The sequence below is a fragment of the Ensifer sp. Root558 genome, assembly GCF_001427045.1.
Taxonomy (GTDB): domain Bacteria; phylum Pseudomonadota; class Alphaproteobacteria; order Rhizobiales; family Rhizobiaceae; genus Ensifer; species Ensifer adhaerens.
Window position 1 is genome coordinate 116,263 of record NZ_LMGC01000033.1, and the last position, 20,035, is coordinate 136,297.

General features: G+C 62.6%; 16 protein-coding genes. 10 read left to right on the forward strand and 6 right to left on the reverse strand.

Annotated features, from left to right (window positions below):
* The first annotated feature begins 14 nt into the window (after positions 1 to 14).
* Both ASD63_RS24585 and ASD63_RS24590 read left to right on the forward strand, forming a co-directional pair.
* Positions 15 to 809: a ParA family protein gene (locus tag ASD63_RS24585; RefSeq protein ID WP_060521519.1), complete on the forward strand. Its 795-nt coding sequence runs from the start codon at positions 15 to 17 to the stop codon at positions 807 to 809.
* Between the two features lie 35 nt (positions 810 to 844).
* A complete protein-coding gene (locus ASD63_RS24590) occupies positions 845 to 1,735 on the forward strand; it encodes a ParB/RepB/Spo0J family partition protein (protein WP_034800146.1) in 891 nt (296 codons plus the stop codon).
* A gap of 208 nt (positions 1,736 to 1,943) precedes the next feature.
* On the opposite strand, the gene holA is transcribed toward ASD63_RS24590, so the two are convergent.
* Genes holA through leuS form a run of 3 tightly spaced genes read right to left on the reverse strand, consistent with a single transcriptional unit; the run spans position 1,944 to position 6,128 of the window.
* Positions 1,944 to 2,978, reverse strand: coding sequence for a DNA polymerase III subunit delta (gene holA, locus ASD63_RS24595; protein ID WP_034800147.1), 1,035 nt, complete (start codon positions 2,976 to 2,978; stop codon positions 1,944 to 1,946).
* 11 nt (positions 2,979 to 2,989) lie between these two features.
* Positions 2,990 to 3,514 (reverse strand): LPS assembly lipoprotein LptE, encoded by a 525-nt coding sequence (gene lptE / locus ASD63_RS24600; protein ID WP_034800148.1) that lies wholly within the window; start codon positions 3,512 to 3,514, stop codon positions 2,990 to 2,992.
* A complete protein-coding gene (gene leuS / locus ASD63_RS24605) occupies positions 3,501 to 6,128 on the reverse strand; it encodes a leucine--tRNA ligase (RefSeq protein WP_034800149.1) in 2,628 nt (875 codons plus the stop codon). Before leuS ends, lptE begins: the two co-directional genes overlap by 14 nt.
* Positions 6,129 to 6,351: 223 nt before the next feature.
* Here leuS and ASD63_RS24610 point away from each other — a divergent pair, with 223 nt between their 5' ends.
* The gene (locus ASD63_RS24610) at positions 6,352 to 7,011 is read left to right on the forward strand and encodes a YggS family pyridoxal phosphate-dependent enzyme (protein ID WP_034800150.1); all 660 of its coding nucleotides are present in this window, start codon (positions 6,352 to 6,354) and stop codon (positions 7,009 to 7,011) included.
* A gap of 112 nt (positions 7,012 to 7,123) precedes the next feature.
* Complete coding sequence (locus ASD63_RS24615) at positions 7,124 to 9,031, forward strand: propionyl-CoA synthetase (RefSeq protein ID WP_060529989.1); 1,908 nt, start codon at positions 7,124 to 7,126, stop codon at positions 9,029 to 9,031.
* A gap of 43 nt (positions 9,032 to 9,074) precedes the next feature.
* Here the strand turns inward: ASD63_RS24615 and ASD63_RS24620 are convergent, their stop codons facing one another.
* Positions 9,075 to 9,941, reverse strand: a complete 867-nt coding sequence (locus ASD63_RS24620) for a LysR substrate-binding domain-containing protein (RefSeq protein WP_051659536.1) — start codon at positions 9,939 to 9,941, stop codon at positions 9,075 to 9,077.
* Positions 9,942 to 10,084: 143 nt separating this feature from the next.
* Between ASD63_RS24620 and ASD63_RS24625 the strand changes: the two genes are divergently transcribed.
* Positions 10,085 to 10,471 (forward strand): ectoine synthase, encoded by a 387-nt coding sequence (locus ASD63_RS24625; RefSeq protein WP_034800152.1) that lies wholly within the window; start codon positions 10,085 to 10,087, stop codon positions 10,469 to 10,471.
* 75 nt (positions 10,472 to 10,546) lie between these two features.
* Here ASD63_RS24625 and ASD63_RS24630 read toward each other — a convergent pair whose 3' ends face one another.
* The gene (locus ASD63_RS24630; RefSeq protein ID WP_034800153.1) at positions 10,547 to 11,248 is read right to left on the reverse strand and encodes a DUF1013 domain-containing protein; all 702 of its coding nucleotides are present in this window, start codon (positions 11,246 to 11,248) and stop codon (positions 10,547 to 10,549) included.
* A 227-nt stretch (positions 11,249 to 11,475) separates the two neighbouring features.
* Here ASD63_RS24630 and acs point away from each other — a divergent pair, with 227 nt between their 5' ends.
* Positions 11,476 to 13,425, forward strand: coding sequence for an acetate--CoA ligase (acs, locus tag ASD63_RS24635; RefSeq protein ID WP_034800154.1), 1,950 nt, complete (start codon positions 11,476 to 11,478; stop codon positions 13,423 to 13,425).
* 124 nt (positions 13,426 to 13,549) lie between these two features.
* Here acs and ASD63_RS24640 read toward each other — a convergent pair whose 3' ends face one another.
* Positions 13,550 to 13,750: a DUF1674 domain-containing protein gene (locus ASD63_RS24640; protein WP_034800155.1), complete on the reverse strand. Its 201-nt coding sequence runs from the start codon at positions 13,748 to 13,750 to the stop codon at positions 13,550 to 13,552.
* 125 nt (positions 13,751 to 13,875) lie between these two features.
* Here ASD63_RS24640 and htpX point away from each other — a divergent pair, with 125 nt between their 5' ends.
* The 4 genes from htpX (at position 13,876) to purH (ending at position 19,980) form a co-directional block, all read left to right on the forward strand.
* Positions 13,876 to 14,835 (forward strand): zinc metalloprotease HtpX, encoded by a 960-nt coding sequence (htpX, locus tag ASD63_RS24645; RefSeq protein ID WP_034800156.1) that lies wholly within the window; start codon positions 13,876 to 13,878, stop codon positions 14,833 to 14,835.
* Positions 14,835 to 16,247: an RsmB/NOP family class I SAM-dependent RNA methyltransferase gene (locus ASD63_RS24650; protein ID WP_034800158.1), complete on the forward strand. Its 1,413-nt coding sequence runs from the start codon at positions 14,835 to 14,837 to the stop codon at positions 16,245 to 16,247. Before htpX ends, ASD63_RS24650 begins: the two co-directional genes overlap by 1 nt.
* A gap of 213 nt (positions 16,248 to 16,460) precedes the next feature.
* Positions 16,461 to 18,146 carry a heparinase II/III family protein gene (locus ASD63_RS24655; protein WP_034800159.1) on the forward strand — a complete coding sequence of 562 codons (1,686 nt, stop codon included), beginning with the start codon at positions 16,461 to 16,463 and terminating at the stop codon, positions 18,144 to 18,146.
* A gap of 223 nt (positions 18,147 to 18,369) precedes the next feature.
* The gene (gene purH, locus ASD63_RS24660; protein ID WP_034800161.1) at positions 18,370 to 19,980 is read left to right on the forward strand and encodes a bifunctional phosphoribosylaminoimidazolecarboxamide formyltransferase/IMP cyclohydrolase; all 1,611 of its coding nucleotides are present in this window, start codon (positions 18,370 to 18,372) and stop codon (positions 19,978 to 19,980) included.
* Positions 19,981 to 20,035 lie beyond the last annotated feature (55 nt).

Below are 20,035 nucleotides of genomic sequence, written 5' to 3' on the forward strand. Positions count from 1 at the left end.
TCGCGAGCGGAAACATGTTTGGTGGCAAAAACCGGATCATCACAATCGCAAATCAGAAAGGCGGCGTCGGCAAAACCACGACCGCCATCAATTTGGCGACCGCATTGGCGGCTATCGGCGAACACGTTCTGATCGTTGATCTGGACCCGCAGGGCAACGCCAGCACCGGGCTCGGCATTCAACGCCGCGATCGGAACCTGTCATCCTATGAGCTGATGATGGGATCGCACGGGATCGGCGAGATCGCTCAACAGACAGCCGTTCCGAACCTCTCGATCATTCCATCGACCATGGACCTTCTCGGCGTCGAGATGGAAATTTCGCAGGAACCGGATCGTGTCTTCCGTTTACGCAAGGCCTTGGTTAGCCCCGCCGCGATGGAATATTCCTACGTGCTCGTCGATTGCCCACCATCGTTCAACTTGCTGACGATGAACGCGATGGCGGCCGCCCATTCGGTGCTTGTCCCTCTGCAGTGCGAGTTCTTCGCGCTCGAGGGTCTGAGCCAGCTGCTGGAGACAGTGGATCAGATTCGCCGAACCGTGAATCCGAGCCTGGATATCCAGGGCATCGTCCTGACCATGTTCGATTCGCGCAACAACCTGGCACAGCAGGTTGTTAGCGATGTGCGGACGCATCTCGGCGACAAGGTCTACCACACCCTGATCCCGCGCAATGTTCGCGTCTCGGAAGCGCCTTCCTATGGCAAGCCGGCCATTCTTTATGATCTGAAGTGCGCTGGCAGTCAGGCCTATCTGCAACTGGCCTCCGAAGTCATTCAACGCGAGCGCCAGCGCAAAGCGGCATAATCATTTCGGTAGCGTAATTTAACTCGGGTGACGATATGAACGACGATAGCTCGAAGAGGCGGCTTGGTCGCGGACTGGCCGCGTTGATCGGCGAGATGGATCAGCCGTTGCAAACAGGGGCAGCTGCCCCTGCCCCGGTCAATCCGGATCGGCGCGTGCCGATCGAGTTCGTATCGCGCAACCCGCGCAACCCGCGTCGTCAGTTCGACGAAGCCGAACTCCAGGATCTCGCCAATTCGATCCGTCAGCATGGTATTGTCCAGCCTGTCGTTGCTCGCACCATCGGCGTCGATCGCTACGAGATCATCGCCGGCGAGCGCCGCTGGCGTGCCGCACAACTGGCCGGGTTCACCGAAATCCCGGTTATCATTCGCGACGTCGACGATCGCACGGCGCTTGAAATCGCTATCGTCGAAAACGTCCAGCGCTCGGATCTCAATCCGCTCGACGAAGCGCTTGGCTACGAGCAGTTGATCGCCGAGCACGGCTATACGCAGAACGATCTCGGCGAGATCATCGGCAAGAGCCGAAGCCATGTCGCCAATAGCCTGCGTCTTTTGAAACTGCCGGAACCTGTTCGGGACATGTTGTCGGAAGGCGCGCTTTCGGCTGGACATGCCCGTGCACTCATTCCGACCTCGGATCCGGCTACCCTCGCCCGGACGATCATTGCCAAGGGGCTCTCGGTGCGTGACGCCGAGCGCATCGCGCAGAACGATATTCGCGCGCAGAACGATCCGAATTACGGCAAGACCGTCCGTCGCGACGAGAAGGATGCCGATACGCTAGCGCTCGAGCGCACGTTGTCGGATAGCCTCGGGCTTGAGGTTACCGTGAACCACAAGGCATCCGGTGGTCATTTGCGCATCGCCTACAAGACGCTGGATCAACTGGAAGAAATCTGCCGGCTGCTCGAGCGGCGATAAGCCACTCGTGCGTATTTTTGCTTAGGCGTATTGATGGCGCGTCTCTCCAACGAGCGGCGCGCCTAATTATTTGATATGATGAGATCTTTTGGCGTCCAGTTGAATTTCGGACGGCGAGGTCCACCCATCTCCCTCATGCAGCCTGAAGACCTGTTGGCGAAATTCGAGCACTAGGCTGCGGTAACGGGACTGGGTCGACAGAGGCAGGTCAGCGTCGCGCCGATTGCACCGCGATCGCCATCAGGTTCTGCAGCACCAGGCTTTCCTCCAGGCTCGCACGGCTGCGGCTCTGAAAGATGGTCGTCTGCAGGCGATTGAGCTCGCGGCGGATGGCCGGGCTCGACCAATGCTTCAAGGCTGCCTCGACGATCGGCTTGCGGCGAAAGTGCAGCCCACGCCCCAGCGTCGCGATCACTTGCCCCGCCTGCTGGCGGCTTGCATCCATCTCGGCGCGCATCACATCGAGCTGCTGAAACTGGCGCAGGCACGCCTGCAGCACCAGAAAGGCCGGCGTCTTGGATGTGGTGATCTTCTGCATCGCATGCAGCAATCCATCGAGGTCGCCCTTCAGCACGGCATCGACGGCATCGTCGACGGAGATGGCGCTGGCATCCCCAACGATATCGAGCACGTCTTCTTCGTCCACCGTGGACTTGCCACGGCAGTAGAGCGCAAGCTTGCGCAGCTCGTTTCGTGAGGCCAGGCGGTCGCCACCGAGCGCCTCCAGCAACCGTTGCCGTGCTGCGGTGCTGATGCCCAGCTTCTCGTCGCCGAGTTCCTTGTCGATCAGCGCCTGCAGGCTGCGCGCGTCGTCACTGTAGCAGGCGATACAGGCGACCGAACGCGCGCTCTCGCCGATCTTTCGAAGTGCGGAGCCCTTCTTGAGGTCGCCGGCTTCGACGATCACATAGCTTCCGGTCGGTGGCTCGGACGAAAGGATCTGCAACGCATCGACCAGCGGCTTTTCATTGGCTGCGCCACGGACCCAGACGAGCTTTTCTCCACCGAAGAGGCCGATCGAGTTTACTTCATCGAGCAGCCGCCCGGGCGATTGCGTCAGTTCGCTGACATCGAGCTTCAACAGGGAAAACGGATCGTCGAGCGGCACGCCGCAACGGGCGGCGATTGCAGTGGCACGCTCGGAGACGAGCCCGCGGTCGGGCCCGTAGAGGATGAAAAGCCGGTAGATTCCGGCTGACTTCTGGAGAAAGGAGTCGAACTCGTGCGACTTGACCTCGCTCATGCCGACACCCGTTAGCGGCTGAGAGCCGCGGCGATGTCGGCCCGGATCAGCTCGGCGAGTTCCTTGGCTGCGCGGTTTTCACCGTCACGAACGGCGCGCACCTTGGCAAATTCCTGGACCGGGAAGTCAACGAGAGCAACGGCGGTGCGGTTGCCGGACTTGATGGTCTCGCCCGTACCGATCTTCGTCAGATTGTAGTCCGCCTTGACGACGATACGGCCGGCGCCGGCGCGGTCCTTGGCCTGATCGTAGAGCACGCCCATCGACCGGTGGGTGACGGTGAGCGCCAGGTGATACTGCGGATTCACGGGCTCGCCCTGACCACCTGCGGCCAGGAAGATCAGCGCGTTACGCACTTCCTGCTCGACACGGTCGGTGGCTTCGGAAATCTCGATCGCCGCCAGTGCCGTCGAGGTGCCGACCGGGTCGGAATAGAGCGGCCGGACCTGGCAGCCGGCGAGCGCGGTCAACATGAGCGCGCCAGCCAGAACCGGAATCGACCGGATACGGAAACCAGCTCTATCAGACAACGACATTGACGATCCTCTGGGGCACGACGATGATTTTCTTGGGGCTGCTGCCGTTGAGCGCGGACTTGACGGCATCGAGCGCCAGGACGGCGCTTTCGATCGCACTCTGATCCGCATCGCGAGCGATTGTCAAATCGGCGCGCTTCTTGCCATTGATCTGCACCGGCATGGTGATTTCGTTCTCGACGACCAAAGCGGGGTTGAAAGCCGGCCAGCCGCGTTCCGCAATCAGGCCCTCGCCCCCGACCTCGCGCCAGCATTCCTCGGCGAGGTGCGGCATCATCGGTGCGATGAGGTTGATCAGGATCGTCGTCGCATCCTTCACAGCCCCCGCCAGGGCCGCGTCGGCCTTGCCGGCTGCTACCTGGGTCAGCGGTGCGGCAAGCGTGTTCACGAGCTCGTAGATGCGCGCCACGGCCTTGTTGAAGGCGAGCTTGTCGTAGTCGGCCTCGACCGCGCGCAGCGTCTTGTGCGCGGCTTGCGAAACAGCGAGAGCCTCGCCTTCGAGCGCCGGGGCGGCCTCGATTGCCCGCAGCTTCTCGGCCGCTTCGCTGATCAGACGCCACACGCGCTGCACGAAGCGATGCGATCCTTCGACACCGGCTTCCGACCAGATCACGTCACGATCCGGCGGCGAATCGGAGAGAACGAAGAAGCGGGCGGTATCAGCGCCATAGGAAGCGATGATGTCGTCGGGATCGACGACGTTCTTCTTCGACTTCGACATCTTCTCGATCGAGCCGATGGTGATTTCCTCACCGGTTTCGATCAGCGTCGCGCTACGGCGTCCATCGATCTCCTCGATGCGGATCTCGGCCGGCGTCACCCATTCGCGCTGGGCGCCTTCGCCGCGGCTATAGGTTTCATGCACGACCATGCCCTGCGTGAACAGGCCTTTGAACGGCTCGTCGACGGCAACATGGCCGGTGGCCTTCATCGCGCGGGTGAAGAAGCGCGAATAGAGCAGATGCAGGATGGCGTGCTCGATACCGCCGATGTACTGATCGACCGGCAGCCAGTGGTTGGCGACCTTGGGGTCGGTCGGATTGTCTTCCCAGGGTGCGGTGAAGCGCGTGAAATACCAGGACGAATCGACGAAGGTGTCCATCGTGTCGGTCTCGCGACGGGCGTCCTTGCCGCAGTGCGGGCAGGCGACGTGGCGCCACGTGGCGTGACGGTCGAGCGGATTGCCCGGCTTGTCGAAGGTAACGTCCGGCGGCAGCACGACCGGCAGGTCGGCTTTCGGAACTGGTACCACGCCGCAGTCCTCGCAATGGATGACCGGGATCGGGCAGCCCCAGTAGCGCTGGCGCGAGATGCCCCAGTCGCGCAGGCGGAAATTGACCTTGCGCTCGGCACGCGGCGCACCGTCGAGCATTTCCTTCTCGAGCTTCGAAGCAACGGTCTCGAAAGCGTCTTCCGTCGACAGGCCGTCGAGGAAGCGCGAGTTGATCATCACGCCGTCGCCGATATAGGCCTCGTCACCAATGGCGAAGGTCGCGGCATCGCCGTCCCTCGGCATGACGACGGGAACGACCGGCAGGTCATATTTGCGCGCGAAGTCGAGGTCGCGCTGGTCGCCGGAGGGGCAGCCGAAGATGGCGCCCGTGCCATAGTCCATCAGCACGAAATTGGCGACATAAACTGGCAGCTCCCAGCTCGGATCGAGCGGATGCTTGGCACGGATACCGGTGTCGATACCCTTCTTCTCTGCCGTTTCCAGCGCGGCAAGGGAGGTACCGGCGCGGCGGCATTCCTCGCAGAATGCATCGACCTCAGGGTTGCTGGCCGCCACCTGCCTTGCCAGCGGGTGATCGGCGGCGATCGCCAGGAAGGAGGCGCCGAAGAGCGTGTCCGGACGGGTGGTGTAGACGGTGAGCTCGGTTGCGTCGCCGGCGGTGCCTTCGACGATTTCCCAACGCAGCGACAGGCCCTCGGAGCGGCCGATCCAGTTCTTCTGCATCAGGCGCACCTTCTCGGGCCACTGATCCAGTGTATCGAGCGCGTCGAGCAGTTCCTGGCTGAAGTCGGTGATGCGGAAGAACCATTGCGTCAGTTCGCGCTGTTCGACCAGCGCGCCGGAGCGCCAGCCACGGCCGTCGATCACCTGCTCGTTGGCGAGCACGGTGTTGTCGACCGGGTCCCAGTTGACCTTGGACTGCTTGCGGTAGACGAGGCCCTTTTCCAGGAAGTCCAGGAACAGGTACTGCTGGCGCTGGTAATAGGCGGGGTCGCAGGTGGCGAACTCGCGGTTCCAGTCGAGCGACAGGCCCATAACCTTCAGTTGCGCCTTCATCGAGGCGATGTTCTGGTAGGTCCAGCTGGCCGGGTGCACGCCACGCTCCATTGCGGCGTTTTCGGCCGGCATCCCGAAGGCGTCCCAACCCATCGGATGCAGCACGTTGAAGCCGCGGGCGCGTTTGTAGCGCGCTACCACGTCACCCATGGTGTAGTTGCGCACGTGGCCCATGTGGATGCGGCCCGAGGGATAGGGGAACATCTCGAGCACATAGTACTTTTCGCGCGGATCGTCGTTCTCGGTCTGGAAGACCTCGTTCTTATCCCATTCCTGCTGCCAACGGGGCTCGGCATCACGCGGATTGTATCGTTCGCTAGACATGTCTTTTCGATGTTCCGGAAGTTCTGCGGCGCATAGTGGCGCCTCATGATAATTGGGGTGACCTTCACCACGAAACCGCCTGACGGTCAAGTTTTTGAAGGGTTTGCCGCGACACTTTGGCGGATTTGAGCCTGTCCATGGCGGAGCGGCCTTGGCAATCGGCTCAACTTTGCCTAAGCCGCTCGGTCAGTGGTTTGGAAATCCCGTGTCGGAGAGCAGGTCCATGGAAGTTCAAGAGCGGTTGCAGGATGTCGTGAGCCGGGTTCAGGCAGCGGAGAAGTCTGCCGGTCGCGCCAAGGGTGCCGTCACGCTGGTCGCTGTTTCCAAGACCTTCGACGCCGACGCCATCCGCCCGGTGATTGCCGCCGGGCAGCGGGTCTTCGGCGAGAACCGCGTGCAGGAAGCGCAGGGCAAGTGGCCGGAGCTGAAGGCCGAGACATCCGGTCTCGAACTGCACCTGATCGGCCCGCTGCAGTCGAACAAGGCGGCGGAAGCCGTCGCGCTGTTCGATGTCATCGAGACGGTCGATCGCGAGAAGATCGCCCGCGCGCTTGCGGCCGAAATGCAGAGGCAGGGCCGGGCGCTTAGGCTCTACGTCCAGGTCAACACCGGGCTGGAGCCGCAGAAGGCCGGCATCGCGCCGGAGGAGACCGTTGCCTTCGTGGATCTCTGCCGCAACGAGCTGGGTCTTTCGATCGAGGGACTGATGTGCATTCCGCCGGTGGAAGAAAATCCCGGCCCGCATTTTGCCCTGCTCGCGAAGCTGGCTGCTGCCTGCAAGCTCGAGAAGCTGTCGATGGGCATGTCAGGCGACTTCGAGACGGCCGTCCAGTTCGGCGCCACCGGCGTTCGCGTCGGTTCGGCCATTTTCGGCGCGCGCTGAGGTCCGTTCGTCACATACCGCTTTCGTCGGGGTTCCCCTCGTCTCTCATTAGCCTATCCTTGTGCACGAGGAGGCCGGACATGTCCGGCAATATGCGCAGGGAGGAACGGACATGGCGAGTCGCTATGCCGACGTGTACGCGGGCTGGAAATCGGACCCGCAGAGTTTCTGGTCAAATGCCGCCAATGCGATCGACTGGTTTGAAAGACCGGCACGTGCATTTGATGCGGACGCTGGCATCTATGGGCACTGGTTCGCCGAAGGCATCACCAATACCTGCTACAATTGCCTGGATCGCCATGTGGCCGCGGGCCGTGGCGAGCAAATCGCCTTCATCTATGACAGTCCCGTCACCGGGCGGGTCGAGCGCATCTCCTATGCGTCTCTGCTCGGCGATGTAGCAGCGCTTGCCGCCGTCTACCGGAAACTCGGCGTTGGCAAGGGCGACCGGATCATTATCTATATGCCGATGATCCCGCAGGCGGCGGTTGCTATGCTGGCGGCTGCGCGCATCGGCGCCGTGCATTCCGTGGTTTTCGGCGGTTTTGCCGCCAACGAGCTCGCCGTACGCATCGACGATTGCCAGGCCAAGCTCATTGTGTCCGCAAGCTGCGGCATCGAACCTGGGCGCACCGTGGCCTACAAGCCGCTGCTGGATGCGGCGCTCGACATCGCGACCCACAAGCCGGCCCATTGCCTCGTCTTCCAACGCGAGATGGCGGAAGCCGCCATGACCGAGGGACGCGACCTCGATTTCGCTGCGGCTTTGGCGGCGGCCAAGCAGGCGGGAGAAGAGGTCGGCTGTACTCCGGTCGCCTCGACCGATCCGCTCTATGTGCTCTACACGTCGGGCACGACCGGCCAGCCCAAGGGCGTGGTGCGCGACAATGGCGGCCACATGGTCGCGCTCAAATGGTCGATGGAGAATTTCTTCGGCGTGCAGCCGGGCGAAGTGTTCTGGGCTGCGTCCGATATCGGCTGGGTCGTTGGCCACTCCTATATCGTGTACGGTCCGCTCCTCAACGGCAGCACCTCGATCCTGTTCGAAGGCAAGCCGGTCGGCACGCCGGATCCAGGCACCTATTGGCGCATCATTGCCGAACACGGCGTCGTGGTGATGTTCACCGCGCCGACGGCGCTGAGAGCGATCCGCAAGGAAGATCCGGAGGCTTCCCACGTTCGCCGGTACGACCTGTCGAAATTCCGCGCGTTGTTTCTTGCCGGAGAACGGGCGGATCCCGACACGATCCAATGGGCAGAAAACGCGCTCGGCGTGCCCGTCATCGACCATTGGTGGCAGACGGAAACGGGATGGCCCGTGGCGGGAAATCCGATGGGGCTCGGGCTCCTGCCGGTAAAGTACGGTTCTCCGGCGGTTCCGCTGCCGGGATACGACGTCCAGATTCTCGACGATGCCGGACATCCGGTTGGCGCCGGTACGCTCGGCAATGTGGTGGTAAAGCTGCCGCTGCCGCCAGGCTGCCTGCCGACGCTTTGGAATGCTGACCATCGGTTCCGTGCGGCCTATCTCGACGAGTTTCCCGGCTACTACAAGACTGCCGATGCCGGCTACCTCGATGAGGATGGTTACATCTTCATCATGGCGCGGACGGACGACATCATCAACGTGGCTGGCCATCGCCTCTCCACCGGAGCGATGGAGGAGGTCTGCGCCAGCCACCCCGATGTGGCCGAATGCGCCGTGATCGGCATTGCCGACGACCTGAAAGGCCAGGTCCCGGCCGGCTTCCTCGTCATAAACTCCAATGTTTCCCGTGAAACGTCGGAGATCGAGCGCGAGGTCATCAGCCTCGTGCGCGAACGCATCGGACCTGTTGCCGCCTTCCGCCTGGCGATCTGCGTCAAGCGGCTGCCGAAGACGCGGTCGGGCAAGATCCTGCGCGCCACGATCCAGAAGATCGCTGACCGCCAGCCCTGGAAGATACCCGCGACGATCGACGATCCAGTCATCCTCGACGAAATCACCGTTGCGCTGCAAGGGCGCGGCATCGGTGTATAACGATTGCTAAGCCGGCTCATGAATCTGCGAGGTGCATTCCGTATTAGGCGTGCACAACGGCCGCGAACCAATCGGCGAAACTGGCTGCCGCCTTCGAGCGTGTGACTTTGGTGATCAGGAAGTAGCTCTCGTCCTCCAGGGTGGCGACATCGGACAGGATCACCAGGTCACCGTTTTCGATTTCGCGGCGGAAGACTTCGACCGGGCAAAGCGCCACGCCATGGCCGGCAATGACCGCCGTCGCCAGAAGATTGAAATCCTGGAAAACCGGGCCACGCAACGTCTGCGTGGTTTCCTGCCCTGCTCTTGCCAGCCAATCGCGCCAGCGTGACGTCGTTTCGTCGTGCAGCAGATCGGCAGACGCGATTGCCTCTGGTGTCCTCAACGCGCCTTTCCGCTCGAGATAACGGGGGCTCGCAACCGGTCGATTGATGCGGGAGAACAGCCGATCGGAGCGGGTCCCCTCGCTCTTGTCGGCGCCGAGCGTGATGAGGACGTCGCAGCCGGTTTCCCGCAATTGCTGCTCGGCCATCGCGTAGACGACCTTGACGTCCACCTCGGGGTGACGCTGCAGGAATTCGCCGAGTGCCGGGATCAGCCAGCGCGTGGCGATCGAGGGTATGCAGGCAACGCTCAACTGCGCCTTGGCGTTCAGCCGCAGCAACTCCGTTTCCGCGGCGATGCGCTCGAATGACGATGTCAACACGGCGGATAGGTTCTCCGCCTCGGGCGCCAGACTGACCCCACGCTTCTCGCGCATGAAGAGCGGCCGGCCGAACCACGCCTCCAGCAGCCGGATCTGGTGACTGATGGCGGCGTGCGTCACATGCAGTTCGTCACCGGCGCGGGAGAAGCTCGCCAGACGCGCTGCGGCTTCGAAGGCACGCAGCATGCCGAGTGGGGGCAATATCATCTGTAAGTTTTCCTCATCAAATCCTTGAGGAATCGTCGTTTGATCGGCTGTCGATGTCAACGGATACTGGGCTTCCAACCGAGGCGGGAGAGAGCTTTTCAGTTGGCGGATATTAGGAATATTTACAGATGGAGGGGCCCATGTTCGTCCGCAGCCTGCAGCAAATCGAAGCAACTGATCATTTCGTCGAGTGGGGCAGCGGTACTAGCCACCGCCTGCTCACCGAGAGGGACGGTATGGGTTTCACCGTCTGCCACACGGTGGTGCGCGCCGGAACGGTATCGCTGCTCGAGTACCGCAACCATCTCGAGGCCTGCTATTGCATCGCCGGGCACGGCGAGGTCGAGGACATGCAGGGCAAGGTCTTCCCGATCAACAAGGGTGATATCTACGTGCTGGACCAGCACGACAAGCATTTCTTGCGCGGCGGCAAGGACGAAGATCTGGTCCTCGTCAGCGTCTTCAATCCGCCGCTCAAGGGGACCGAGCGCCACAACCTCGATGACCCGTCCGGTTCGGCCTACTGAGCACGTTGCTGAGCACTGATCAACAAAAAAGCCCGGATCGTCGATCCGGGCTTTTTTCATTGGGCTGGACGGCGATCAGTACTGATCGTCTTCGTCCTCGTCCTTGCGGTCCGACTTCAGCGACTTGAGCTTGGCGAAGACGGCATCGGCGTCGATTTCCTTCTCTTCCTCGCGCTCGTAGCTGAAGCCCAGCTTTTCGGTTTCCTGGGCCGATTCCAGTGTCTGGCCGAGTTCGGCAGCCGTCGGCAGCGGACGGCCCTTGGAAGCGCGTTCGACTTCGAGGTCGAGGTCGATCTGCGAGCAGAGGCCGAGGGTTACCGGATCCATCGGCGTCAGGTTGGCGGAGTTCCAGTGGGTGCGCTCACGGATCTGCTCGATCGTCGACTTGGTCGTACCGACGAGGCGCGAGATCTGCGCGTCCTTGAGTTCCGGATGGTTGCGAACCAGCCACAGAATGGCGTTCGGGCGATCCTGGCGCTTGGAAACCGGGGTGTAGCGCGGGCCCTTGCGCTTGCTATCAGGTACGCGAACCTTCGGCTCGGACAGCTTCAGCTTGTGGTTGGGGTTGCCTTCGGCGCGGGCGATCTCGTCGCGCGAAAGCTGACCGGTCGCAATCGGGTCGAGGCCCTTGATGCCCTGCGCGGATTCACCGTCGGCGATCGCCTTCACTTCGAGCGGGTGCAGCTTGCAGAACTGCGCGATCTGGTCGAAGGACAGCGCGGTATTGTCAACCAGCCAGACGGCGGTCGCCTTGGGCATAAGCAGTTGCTGAGCCATGGATATAGTCCTTTTGTCCGCCGCGCCGGTGTCGCGGGCCGTGGAGTCTACCACTGATTTCCGGGAAATGTGGGCCTCTATACCGTCGTTGTCGCGAAATTGCAATTCTTCAGTTCCAAATGTCCTTTTGTCTAATTGCGGCGGGCATTTGACCTGCTATGAATGTGCGCGAAACGGGGGAGCCCTAGGAGGGGCGAACCGCACTAGGAATGCGTAGGGAGGAAAATATGTCCGCCAAAATCTATCCGGTGTTGAAGTCTGCCAAGAGCCGGACGTTGCTTGATAACGCCACTTACCTGAAGTGGTACGAGGAGAGCGTTTCCGATCCGGCAAAGTTCTGGGGCAAGCACGGCAAACGGATCGATTGGTTCAAGCCCTATACCAAGGTCAAGAACACGTCCTTCAAAGGCAAGGTCTCGATCAAGTGGTATGAAGACGGCCTTACCAACGTCTCCTACAACTGTATCGACCGCCACCTGAAGACGCATGGCGAAAAGACTGCCATCATCTGGGAAGGCGACAATCCCTATATCGACAAGAAGATCACCTACAACCAGCTCTACGAGCAGGTCTGCCGCCTTGCCAACGTCTTGAAGAAGCATGGCGTCAAGAAGGGCGACCGCGTCACCATCTATATGCCGATGATCCCGGAAGCATCCTATGCGATGCTCGCCTGCGCCCGCATCGGCGCCATCCATTCGGTCGTCTTCGGCGGCTTCTCGCCGGACGCACTTGCTGGCCGTATCGTCGACTGTGAGTCCACCTTCGTCATCACCTGCGACGAGGGCGTGCGCGGCGGCAAGCCGGTCCCGCTCAAGGAAAACACCGATACGGCGATCGACATCGCGGCCAAGCAGCATGTCATCGTCAACAAGGTTCTGGTCGTGCGCCGCACCGGCGGCAAGACCGCCTGGGCACCGGGCCGTGACCTCTGGTACCACCAGGAAATCGCGACCGTGAAGCCGCATTGCGAGCCGGCGAAGATGAAGGCGGAAGATCCGCTGTTCATCCTCTACACCTCGGGCTCGACCGGCAAGCCGAAGGGCGTGCTGCATACGACCGGCGGCTACCTCGTCTATGCGTCGATGACGCACGAATATGTCTTCGACTACCGCGATGGCGAGGTCTACTGGTGCACCGCCGACGTCGGCTGGGTCACTGGTCACTCCTATATCGTCTATGGTCCGCTCGCGAATGCGGCGACGACCGTGATGTTCGAAGGTGTGCCGAATTTCCCGGACGCCGGGCGTTTCTGGGAAGTGGTCGACAAGCACAAGGTCAACGTCTTCTACACCGCGCCGACGGCGATCCGCTCGCTGATGGGCGCCGGCGACGACTTCGTCAAGCGCGCCTCGCGCTCGTCGCTTCGCCTGCTCGGTTCGGTCGGCGAGCCGATCAACCCGGAAGCCTGGGAGTGGTACTACAACGTCGTCGGCGAGCAGAAGTCGCCGATCGTCGATACCTGGTGGCAGACCGAGACCGGCGGAATCCTGATCACGCCGCTGCCGGGTGCGACCGATCTCAAGCCCGGTTCGGCCACGCGGCCGTTCTTCGGAGTTCAGCCGCAGCTCGTCGACAACGAAGGCAATGTTCTGGAAGGTGCTGCCGACGGCAACCTCTGCATCATCGACAGCTGGCCGGGCCAGATGCGCACGATCTACGGCGACCATGCGCGTTTCGGTCAGACTTACTTCGCCACCTACAAGGGCAAGTATTTCACCGGTGACGGCTGCCGCCGCGATGAAGACGGCTACTACTGGATCACCGGCCGCGTCGACGATGTCTTGAACGTCTCCGGCCACCGCCTCGGTACGGCCGAAGTGGAATCGGCGCTCGTGTCGCATCATCTCGTCTCGGAAGCGGCCGTCGTCGGCTATCCGCACCCGATCAAGGGCCAGGGCATCTATTGCTATGTTTCACTGATGGCTGGTGAAATCGGCAACGACGAACTGCGCGCCGCCTTGGTGAAGCATGTCCGTTCGGAAATCGGGCCGATCGCGACGCCGGACAAGATCCAGTTCGCTCCGGGCCTGCCGAAGACCCGCTCGGGCAAGATCATGCGCCGCATCCTGCGCAAGATCGCGGAGGATGACTTCGGTGCGCTCGGCGATACCTCGACGCTCGCCGATCCGGCCGTTGTCGATGATCTGATCGCGAACCGCCAGAACAAGGCCTGACGTTGAAAACCGCCGCGCGTCTCTTGGACGTGCGGCGGTTCTCCTCTCGTCGCCAGGTGGCCGTCGAACCATTTCGTGAGCCGGATTCAGATCGCGGTTGCAGGCGCGGGCGCCCGACCCGAACTTAGAAGTCGATCGCCCGACCCTTGATCTCCCAGTCGCCGTAACGGGCTGGATCTTCACCTCCGCGCCCGCCGATCTCCTGCGGCAGTTCCTTCTTGATCTCCGCCTGACGCCGTTCTTCCGCTTCCTTCAGCGCCCGCACAGCGGCGGGCGGCAGCGGCTTCTTCGGGCGGTCGGCGGCGTTGTCATTGTCGTTCTGCATCTGAACGGTATCCGGATTCGAGCATCAATATTGAAGAATTGGGTGTTTGCACCCATCATATAGGATGCCGTTCCCCGGACGGGAACCCTGATTCACGTGAAACGTAGACGACCCGGAGCCTCCTGATGAACCTTGTCCGCACCGCCATGCTGCTTGCAGTCATGACCGCCCTGTTCATGGCGGTAGGCTTCGCCATTGGCGGACGGGGCGGCATGATGATCGCCTTCGTCATGGCCGCAGGCATGAACTTCTTCTCCTACTGGAACTCGGACAAGATGGTGCTGCGCATGTACCGCGCGCAGGAGGTCGATGAGCGCAGTGCCCCGGAATATTACGGCATCGTGCGTGACCTCGCTCGCAATGCCGGCCTGCCGATGCCGCGCGTCTATGTGATCGATAGCCCGCAGCCGAACGCGTTTGCCACCGGTCGCAATCCGGAGAATGCCGCGGTCGCCGCGTCGACCGGGCTGCTTCACGCTCTCGACTATGACGAGGTCGCCGGCGTGATGGCGCATGAACTCGCGCACGTGCAGAACCGCGATACGCTGACGATGACGCTGACGGCAACCCTTGCCGGCGCGATCTCGATGCTCGGCAACTTTGCCTTCTTCTTCAGCGGCAACCGTGAAAACAACAATCCGCTCGGCTTCATCGGCACGCTTGTCGCGATGATCGTGGCGCCGATGGCGGCAATGCTGGTGCAGATGGCGATCAGCCGAACGCGCGAATACTCGGCCGACCGTCGCGGCGCCGAGATTTGCGGCAAGCCCCTGGCGCTCGCTTCGGCGCTGCAGAAGATCGCAGGCGCCGCCCATCAGATCCACAATGACGATGCCGAGCGCAACCCGGCAACGGCGCATATGTTCATCATCAATCCGCTCTCCGGCGAGCGCATGGACAACCTGTTCTCGACCCATCCGAACACCGAAAACCGCATCGCGGCCCTGCAGCAGATGGCGCAGGAGATGTCTTCGGTCTCGACGCCGCCGGTTCGTGCTGATAATCCCGTGCGCAAATCGCGCTCTGTGCCCTCTACCGGATGGGGTCGCGGTGGTTCCGAACCGCCCAAAGGTCCCTGGTCCTGATGTCTGCAGAAAACAACAACGATTCACGTCCGAAACGATCGCACCGCAACGGCGGCGCAGCGAAGTCGAAGAAGCCCGCTCCGGCGCCGCGTGGTCCGGAGAAGCCGGGGTTGAGGGCTCGTCAGGCCGCCGCGAAGATCTTGGCAGCAGTCATCGATCGCAAGACGTCGCTCGACGGCATGCTCGACAGCGAGCACGGCAACCCGGCCTATCGCGAGCTTAACGAAGCCGACCGCGCTCTGGTCCGGGCAATACTCAATTCCGCCCTTCGCCATCTCCCGCGCGTGCAGGCTGCGATCAATTCGCTGCTGCAGACGCCTCTGCCGGAGGGAGCGCGGGCGCTGGAGCATGTGCTTGCCGTGGCAGCGGCACAGATCCTCTATCTCGACGTGCCCGATCATTCCGCCGTCGATCTCGCCGTCGAACAGGCGCAGAACGATCCGCGCAACCGCCGCTTCGCCAATCTCGTGAACGCCGTGCTGCGGCGCCTGTCGCGCGAAAAGGAAGCCGTTCTCGAAAGCACGCGCCATATTCCGGCGATGCCGGAATGGTTCTTCGAGCGCCTCATTGCCCACTACGGCGCAGCGGCGGCCGAGAAGATCGCCGAGGCGCAGTTGACGCCGGCGGCAATCGATCTTTCCGTCAAATCCGAGCCTGCGGCTTGGGCCGAGCGGCTTGGTGGCACCGTCCTGCCGACCGGCTCTGTGCGGCTCGGCGCATTCTCCGGCTCCATCCCTTCCTTAGCCGGATTCGATGATGGCGGCTGGTGGGTCCAGGACGCGGCTGCATCGATCCCTGCTCGACTGTTTGGCGACCTCAAGGGCAAGCGGACCGTCGATCTCTGCGCCGCACCGGGCGGCAAGACGGCCCAACTCATTCTTGCCGGCGCCGAAGTGACGGCGCTGGACCAGTCCGGCAGCCGCTTGCGCCGGCTGAAGGGCAATCTCAAGCGGCTGGGGCTCGAGGCCGAGACCAAGGAAGTCAACATGGCGGACTTCCAGCCGGAAGCCCTGTTCGATGCGGCGCTTCTCGACGCTCCCTGCTCCTCGACCGGCACGACACGACGTCACCCTGATGTGTTGTGGACCAAGGGACCGGAAGACATCGAAAAGCTTGCCGACCTGCAGGAGCGGCTGCTTCGTCATGCGCTGACGGTGGTCAACCCCGGTGGCACCGTCGTCTTCTCGAATTGCTCCCTCGACCCGCGTGAAGGCGAAGAGGTCGTTGCCCGGGTTATCGGTTCGGGCGATAACTGTGAGCGCGTTCCTATTTCCGCAGCGGATTGGCCGGGGCTCGAGGACGCGATCACGCCGGTCGGCGAAATGCGGACGACGCCGGCCATGCTGCCGCTCGATGCACCGTTTTCGAGTGGCCTCGATGGTTTCTACGCGGCAGTGATTCGGCGCAAATAACAGCGCAAACTGAGCTTTCAGCAGCTCGAACCGGGCCTCAAGGCCCTGTTTCACCGCATCATTTGACGCTTTCGACCGGGAAGCCTATCAAAGATGGCAGGATTGATAAAAGTTTAATGGTCTTCGCGGCACCATGCGGACGCTGGCGCGAGGTCCTGGCGCGCTCCGATGATGTGAGTGATCGTGCCAGAAATGAGGTAACCGGCGGCGTTGATGTTGTTTTCCGGCAGGCGAAGGCTTTCTTACCTGTATGTGCGTGAAGGCTGGCGCCGCGTGTCGCGTCGCCTGTCGATCGGGCGCGTCTCCACTCTGCGCTTTACCGGCTCCACCCCCAATCGCCTGATCGTTGCGCCGACGGATCTGAGGGCCGTCGATCCCTTTGTCGCGGAAGAAATTCTTGCCGGGCGCTTCCCTCTTGCCGGCCGCGTGCTCGACACGGAGGGCGAGTCGCCGTTCGAGATCGATCTGCCGTCGCGCGAATTTGCGGCCCGGCTGCATTCCTTCGGCTGGCTGCGGCACCTGCGGGCGATCCGCGAGGATGCGGGTTTCGTCCGGCTGCGGCAGATCGTCGACGACTGGATCGGCACCCATGGACGCGATCTCGGCGGCATCGCCTGGGATGCGGATATCATGGCGCAGCGCATCATCGCCTGGCTGTCCCATTCGCCGGTGGTGCTGCGCAATGCCGAGCATGGCTTCTACCGCCGTTTCCTGAAGAGCCTGGCGCTGCAGGTACGCTATCTCAGGCATATCGCCGATACCGTGCGCGACGGCGAGCAGAGGCTTCGGGTGCGGCTTGCGCTTGCCATGGCGTCGGTTTCCATGCCGGCATCGCCGAGCGCCATCCGCAAGGCATCGCGCCATCTCGATCTCGAACTCGACCGCCAGATCCTGCCCGACGGCAGCCACTTCTCGCGTAGTCCGCGCGCGGGCCTAGAGCTGTTGCTGGATCTGCTGCCACTCCGCCAGACCTACGTTAATCTCGGGCATGACGTGCCGTCGCGCCTCATTCCCTGCATCGACCGGATGTACCCTGCCCTGCGCTTCTTCCGGCACCAGGGCGGCGAACTCGCGCTGTTTAATGGTGCTACCTCGGTTCTGGCGCATGAACTGGCGTCGGTGCTGCGCTATGACGAGACGGCCGGCGAACCCTTCCGCTCGCTGCCGCACGCCCACTACGAACGTATGGCCATGGAAAACACCGTTGTCATCATGGACACCGGCCGGCCGCTTTCCGTAGACCTGTCGCGCAGTGCCCATGCCGGCTGCCTGTCCTTCGAAATGTCCTCGGGCAAGACGCGCTTCGTCGTCAATTCCGGCGCCCCGAAGTTTGCCGGGGAGCGATTCCGCCAGATGGCGCGGATGACGGCTGCCCATTCGACCGTGACGGTCAACGACACGTCGTCGTCGCGCTTCTCGCAATCGCGCTTTCTCGGACCGATCATGACGTCGGGCGTCAAGCACGTGACGGCGGCCCGCAAGGACGAAGCGGGCGGGCTCGAATCGGTGACCGCAAGCCACGATGGCTATCTTGCCGCCTTCGGCCTGGTCCACGAGCGTGGCATTGGTGTTTTGAACGGCGGTCGCATGGTCCGCGGTCGCGACCGGCTGTCGCACGCCGACGGCAGCGACCCGGAGGCAAGCGATACCGCGATTGCCGTGGCGCGGTTCCACATTCACCCGGCGGTCGCCATTCGCCAGAACAGCGCCCGCGAGATCTTCCTGACGGCGCCCGATGGCGAGATCTGGCTGTTTGCCTGCCAGGATGGTGACCTTGCCGTCGAGGAGGATATCTTCTTTGCCGATCCTTCGGGTATCCGGGCCTCGCAGCAGCTGACGGTGACCTTTGCAATTGCGCAGCAGCCGGAGATCCAGTGGACGTTTTCACGCGCGAACTGAGCCTTCTGTCTTGACGACAGGCACGCCCAAGAAAGCGCCTCAAGTTTTCCGTTCGCGTTTCAGGAGCGATCGCATTGATGAATTTGGATCGATCCGATCCAGATTCATCGCGATCTTCAGGCCCGGCGAGGTTCCTTCGCCCGGCAAGCTATGCTAACGGGCAGCCATCTCAACCGCCGGAGCTTCCTCCCGGGGCGTCCGGCGCCGCCAAAGGAGCATGGTTGTGGCTGTCGCCTCCAAGAAAATCCCCGCCCCGAACGAGGTTACGGTCCGCACCGCCCTCCTCTCCGTCTCCGACAAGACGGGCGTCGTCGAACTCGCGCGCGCCCTTAACGAAAAGGGCATTCGGCTCGTTTCGACGGGCGGGACCCACAAGGCACTCTCCGAGGCTGGCCTGCCGGTGAGCGACGTTTCCGAGCTAACCGGCTTTCCCGAGGTCATGGACGGCCGCGTGAAGACGCTGCATCCGGGCGTTCACGGTGGCCTCTTGGCGATCCGTGACGATGCCGATCACGTTGCGGCCATGTCGACGCACGGCATCACCGCCATCGACCTCGCGATCATCAACCTCTATCCCTTCGAAGAGGTCAGGGCCAAGGGCGGCGACTACCCGACGACGGTCGAAAACATCGATATCGGCGGCCCGGCCATGATCCGCGCCTCGGCCAAGAACCATGCCTATGTGACGATCGTCACCGATCCGGCCGACTATCCGGTGCTGCTCGAAGAGCTTGCTTCCGGCAAGACGACCTATGCCTTCCGCCAGAAGATGGCCGCCAAGGCCTATGCCCGGACTGCCGCCTATGACGCGGCCATTTCCAACTGGTTTGCCGAAGCGCTCGACACCCCGATGCCGCGTCACCGGGTGATCGGCGGCGTACTCAAGGAAGAGATGCGCTACGGCGAGAACCCGCACCAGAAGGCAGGCTTCTACCTGACGGGCGAGAACCGCCCGGGTGTCGCCACGGCGACGCTGCTGCAAGGCAAGCAGCTCTCCTACAACAACATCAACGACACGGATGCCGCCTTCGAGCTGGTGGCCGAGTTCCTGCCGGAGAAGGCACCGGCGGTCGCGATCATCAAGCATGCCAACCCTTGCGGCGTCGCGACCGCGCCAACGCTTGCCGAAGCCTATCGCCGGGCGCTTGCCTGCGATTCCACCTCGGCTTTCGGCGGCATCATCGCGCTCAACCAGGAGCTCGATGCGGAGACGGCCGAAGAGATCGTCAAGCTCTTCACCGAAGTGATCATCGCGCCTTCGGTCAGCGATGCGGCCAAGGCCGTGATTGCCCGCAAGCCGAACCTGCGTCTGCTTGCGACCGGTGGCCTGCCGGATCCGCGCATTCCGGGTCTTGCCGCAAAGACCGTCTCGGGCGGCCTGCTCGTGCAGACGCGCGACAACGGCATGGTGGAGGATCTCGAACTCAAGGTCGTCACCAAGCGCGCGCCGACGCCCCAGGAACTCGAAGACATGAAGTTCGCCTTCAAGGTGGCCAAGCACGTGAAGTCGAATGCGATCGTTTATGCCAAGGACGGCCAGACGGCCGGCATCGGCGCCGGCCAGATGAGCCGTGTCGATTCCGCCCGCATCGCCGCGATCAAGGCCGAAGAAGCCGCAAAAGCGCTGGGCCTTGCAACGCCGCTCACCAAGGGTTCGGCCGTTGCCTCCGAAGCCTTCCTGCCGTTTGCCGACGGCCTGCTCTCGGCGATCGCCGCGGGTGCTACGGCCGTCATCCAGCCGGGCGGCTCCATGCGTGACGAAGAGGTGATTGCGGCTGCGAACGAGCATGGCGTCGCCATGGTCTTCACTGGCATGCGCCACTTCCGCCACTAAGATCGTCGGGCGGGCGCTGGGCGTCTGTCCGGAATTGGCCGCTAAGGCCCAACAG

Coding starts and splice junctions, on each gene's coding strand:
- ASD63_RS24640 (WP_034800155.1), bottom strand. CDS start 13,750: ATGCAGAACGACAATGACAACGCCGCCGACCGCCCGAAGAAGCCGCTG.
- ASD63_RS24610 (WP_034800150.1), top strand. CDS start 6,352: ATGGAAGTTCAAGAGCGGTTGCAGGATGTCGTGAGCCGGGTTCAGGCA.
- htpX (WP_034800156.1), top strand. CDS start 13,876: ATGAACCTTGTCCGCACCGCCATGCTGCTTGCAGTCATGACCGCCCTG.
- ASD63_RS24630 (WP_034800153.1), bottom strand. CDS start 11,248: ATGGCTCAGCAACTGCTTATGCCCAAGGCGACCGCCGTCTGGCTGGTT.
- ASD63_RS24625 (WP_034800152.1), top strand. CDS start 10,085: ATGTTCGTCCGCAGCCTGCAGCAAATCGAAGCAACTGATCATTTCGTC.
- acs (WP_034800154.1), top strand. CDS start 11,476: ATGTCCGCCAAAATCTATCCGGTGTTGAAGTCTGCCAAGAGCCGGACG.
- ASD63_RS24590 (WP_034800146.1), top strand. CDS start 845: ATGAACGACGATAGCTCGAAGAGGCGGCTTGGTCGCGGACTGGCCGCG.
- leuS (WP_034800149.1), bottom strand. CDS start 6,128: ATGTCTAGCGAACGATACAATCCGCGTGATGCCGAGCCCCGTTGGCAG.
- ASD63_RS24650 (WP_034800158.1), top strand. CDS start 14,835: ATGTCTGCAGAAAACAACAACGATTCACGTCCGAAACGATCGCACCGC.
- ASD63_RS24655 (WP_034800159.1), top strand. CDS start 16,461: ATGTTGTTTTCCGGCAGGCGAAGGCTTTCTTACCTGTATGTGCGTGAA.
- ASD63_RS24585 (WP_060521519.1), top strand. CDS start 15: ATGTTTGGTGGCAAAAACCGGATCATCACAATCGCAAATCAGAAAGGC.
- holA (WP_034800147.1), bottom strand. CDS start 2,978: ATGAGCGAGGTCAAGTCGCACGAGTTCGACTCCTTTCTCCAGAAGTCA.
- ASD63_RS24615 (WP_060529989.1), top strand. CDS start 7,124: ATGGCGAGTCGCTATGCCGACGTGTACGCGGGCTGGAAATCGGACCCG.
- lptE (WP_034800148.1), bottom strand. CDS start 3,514: ATGTCGTTGTCTGATAGAGCTGGTTTCCGTATCCGGTCGATTCCGGTT.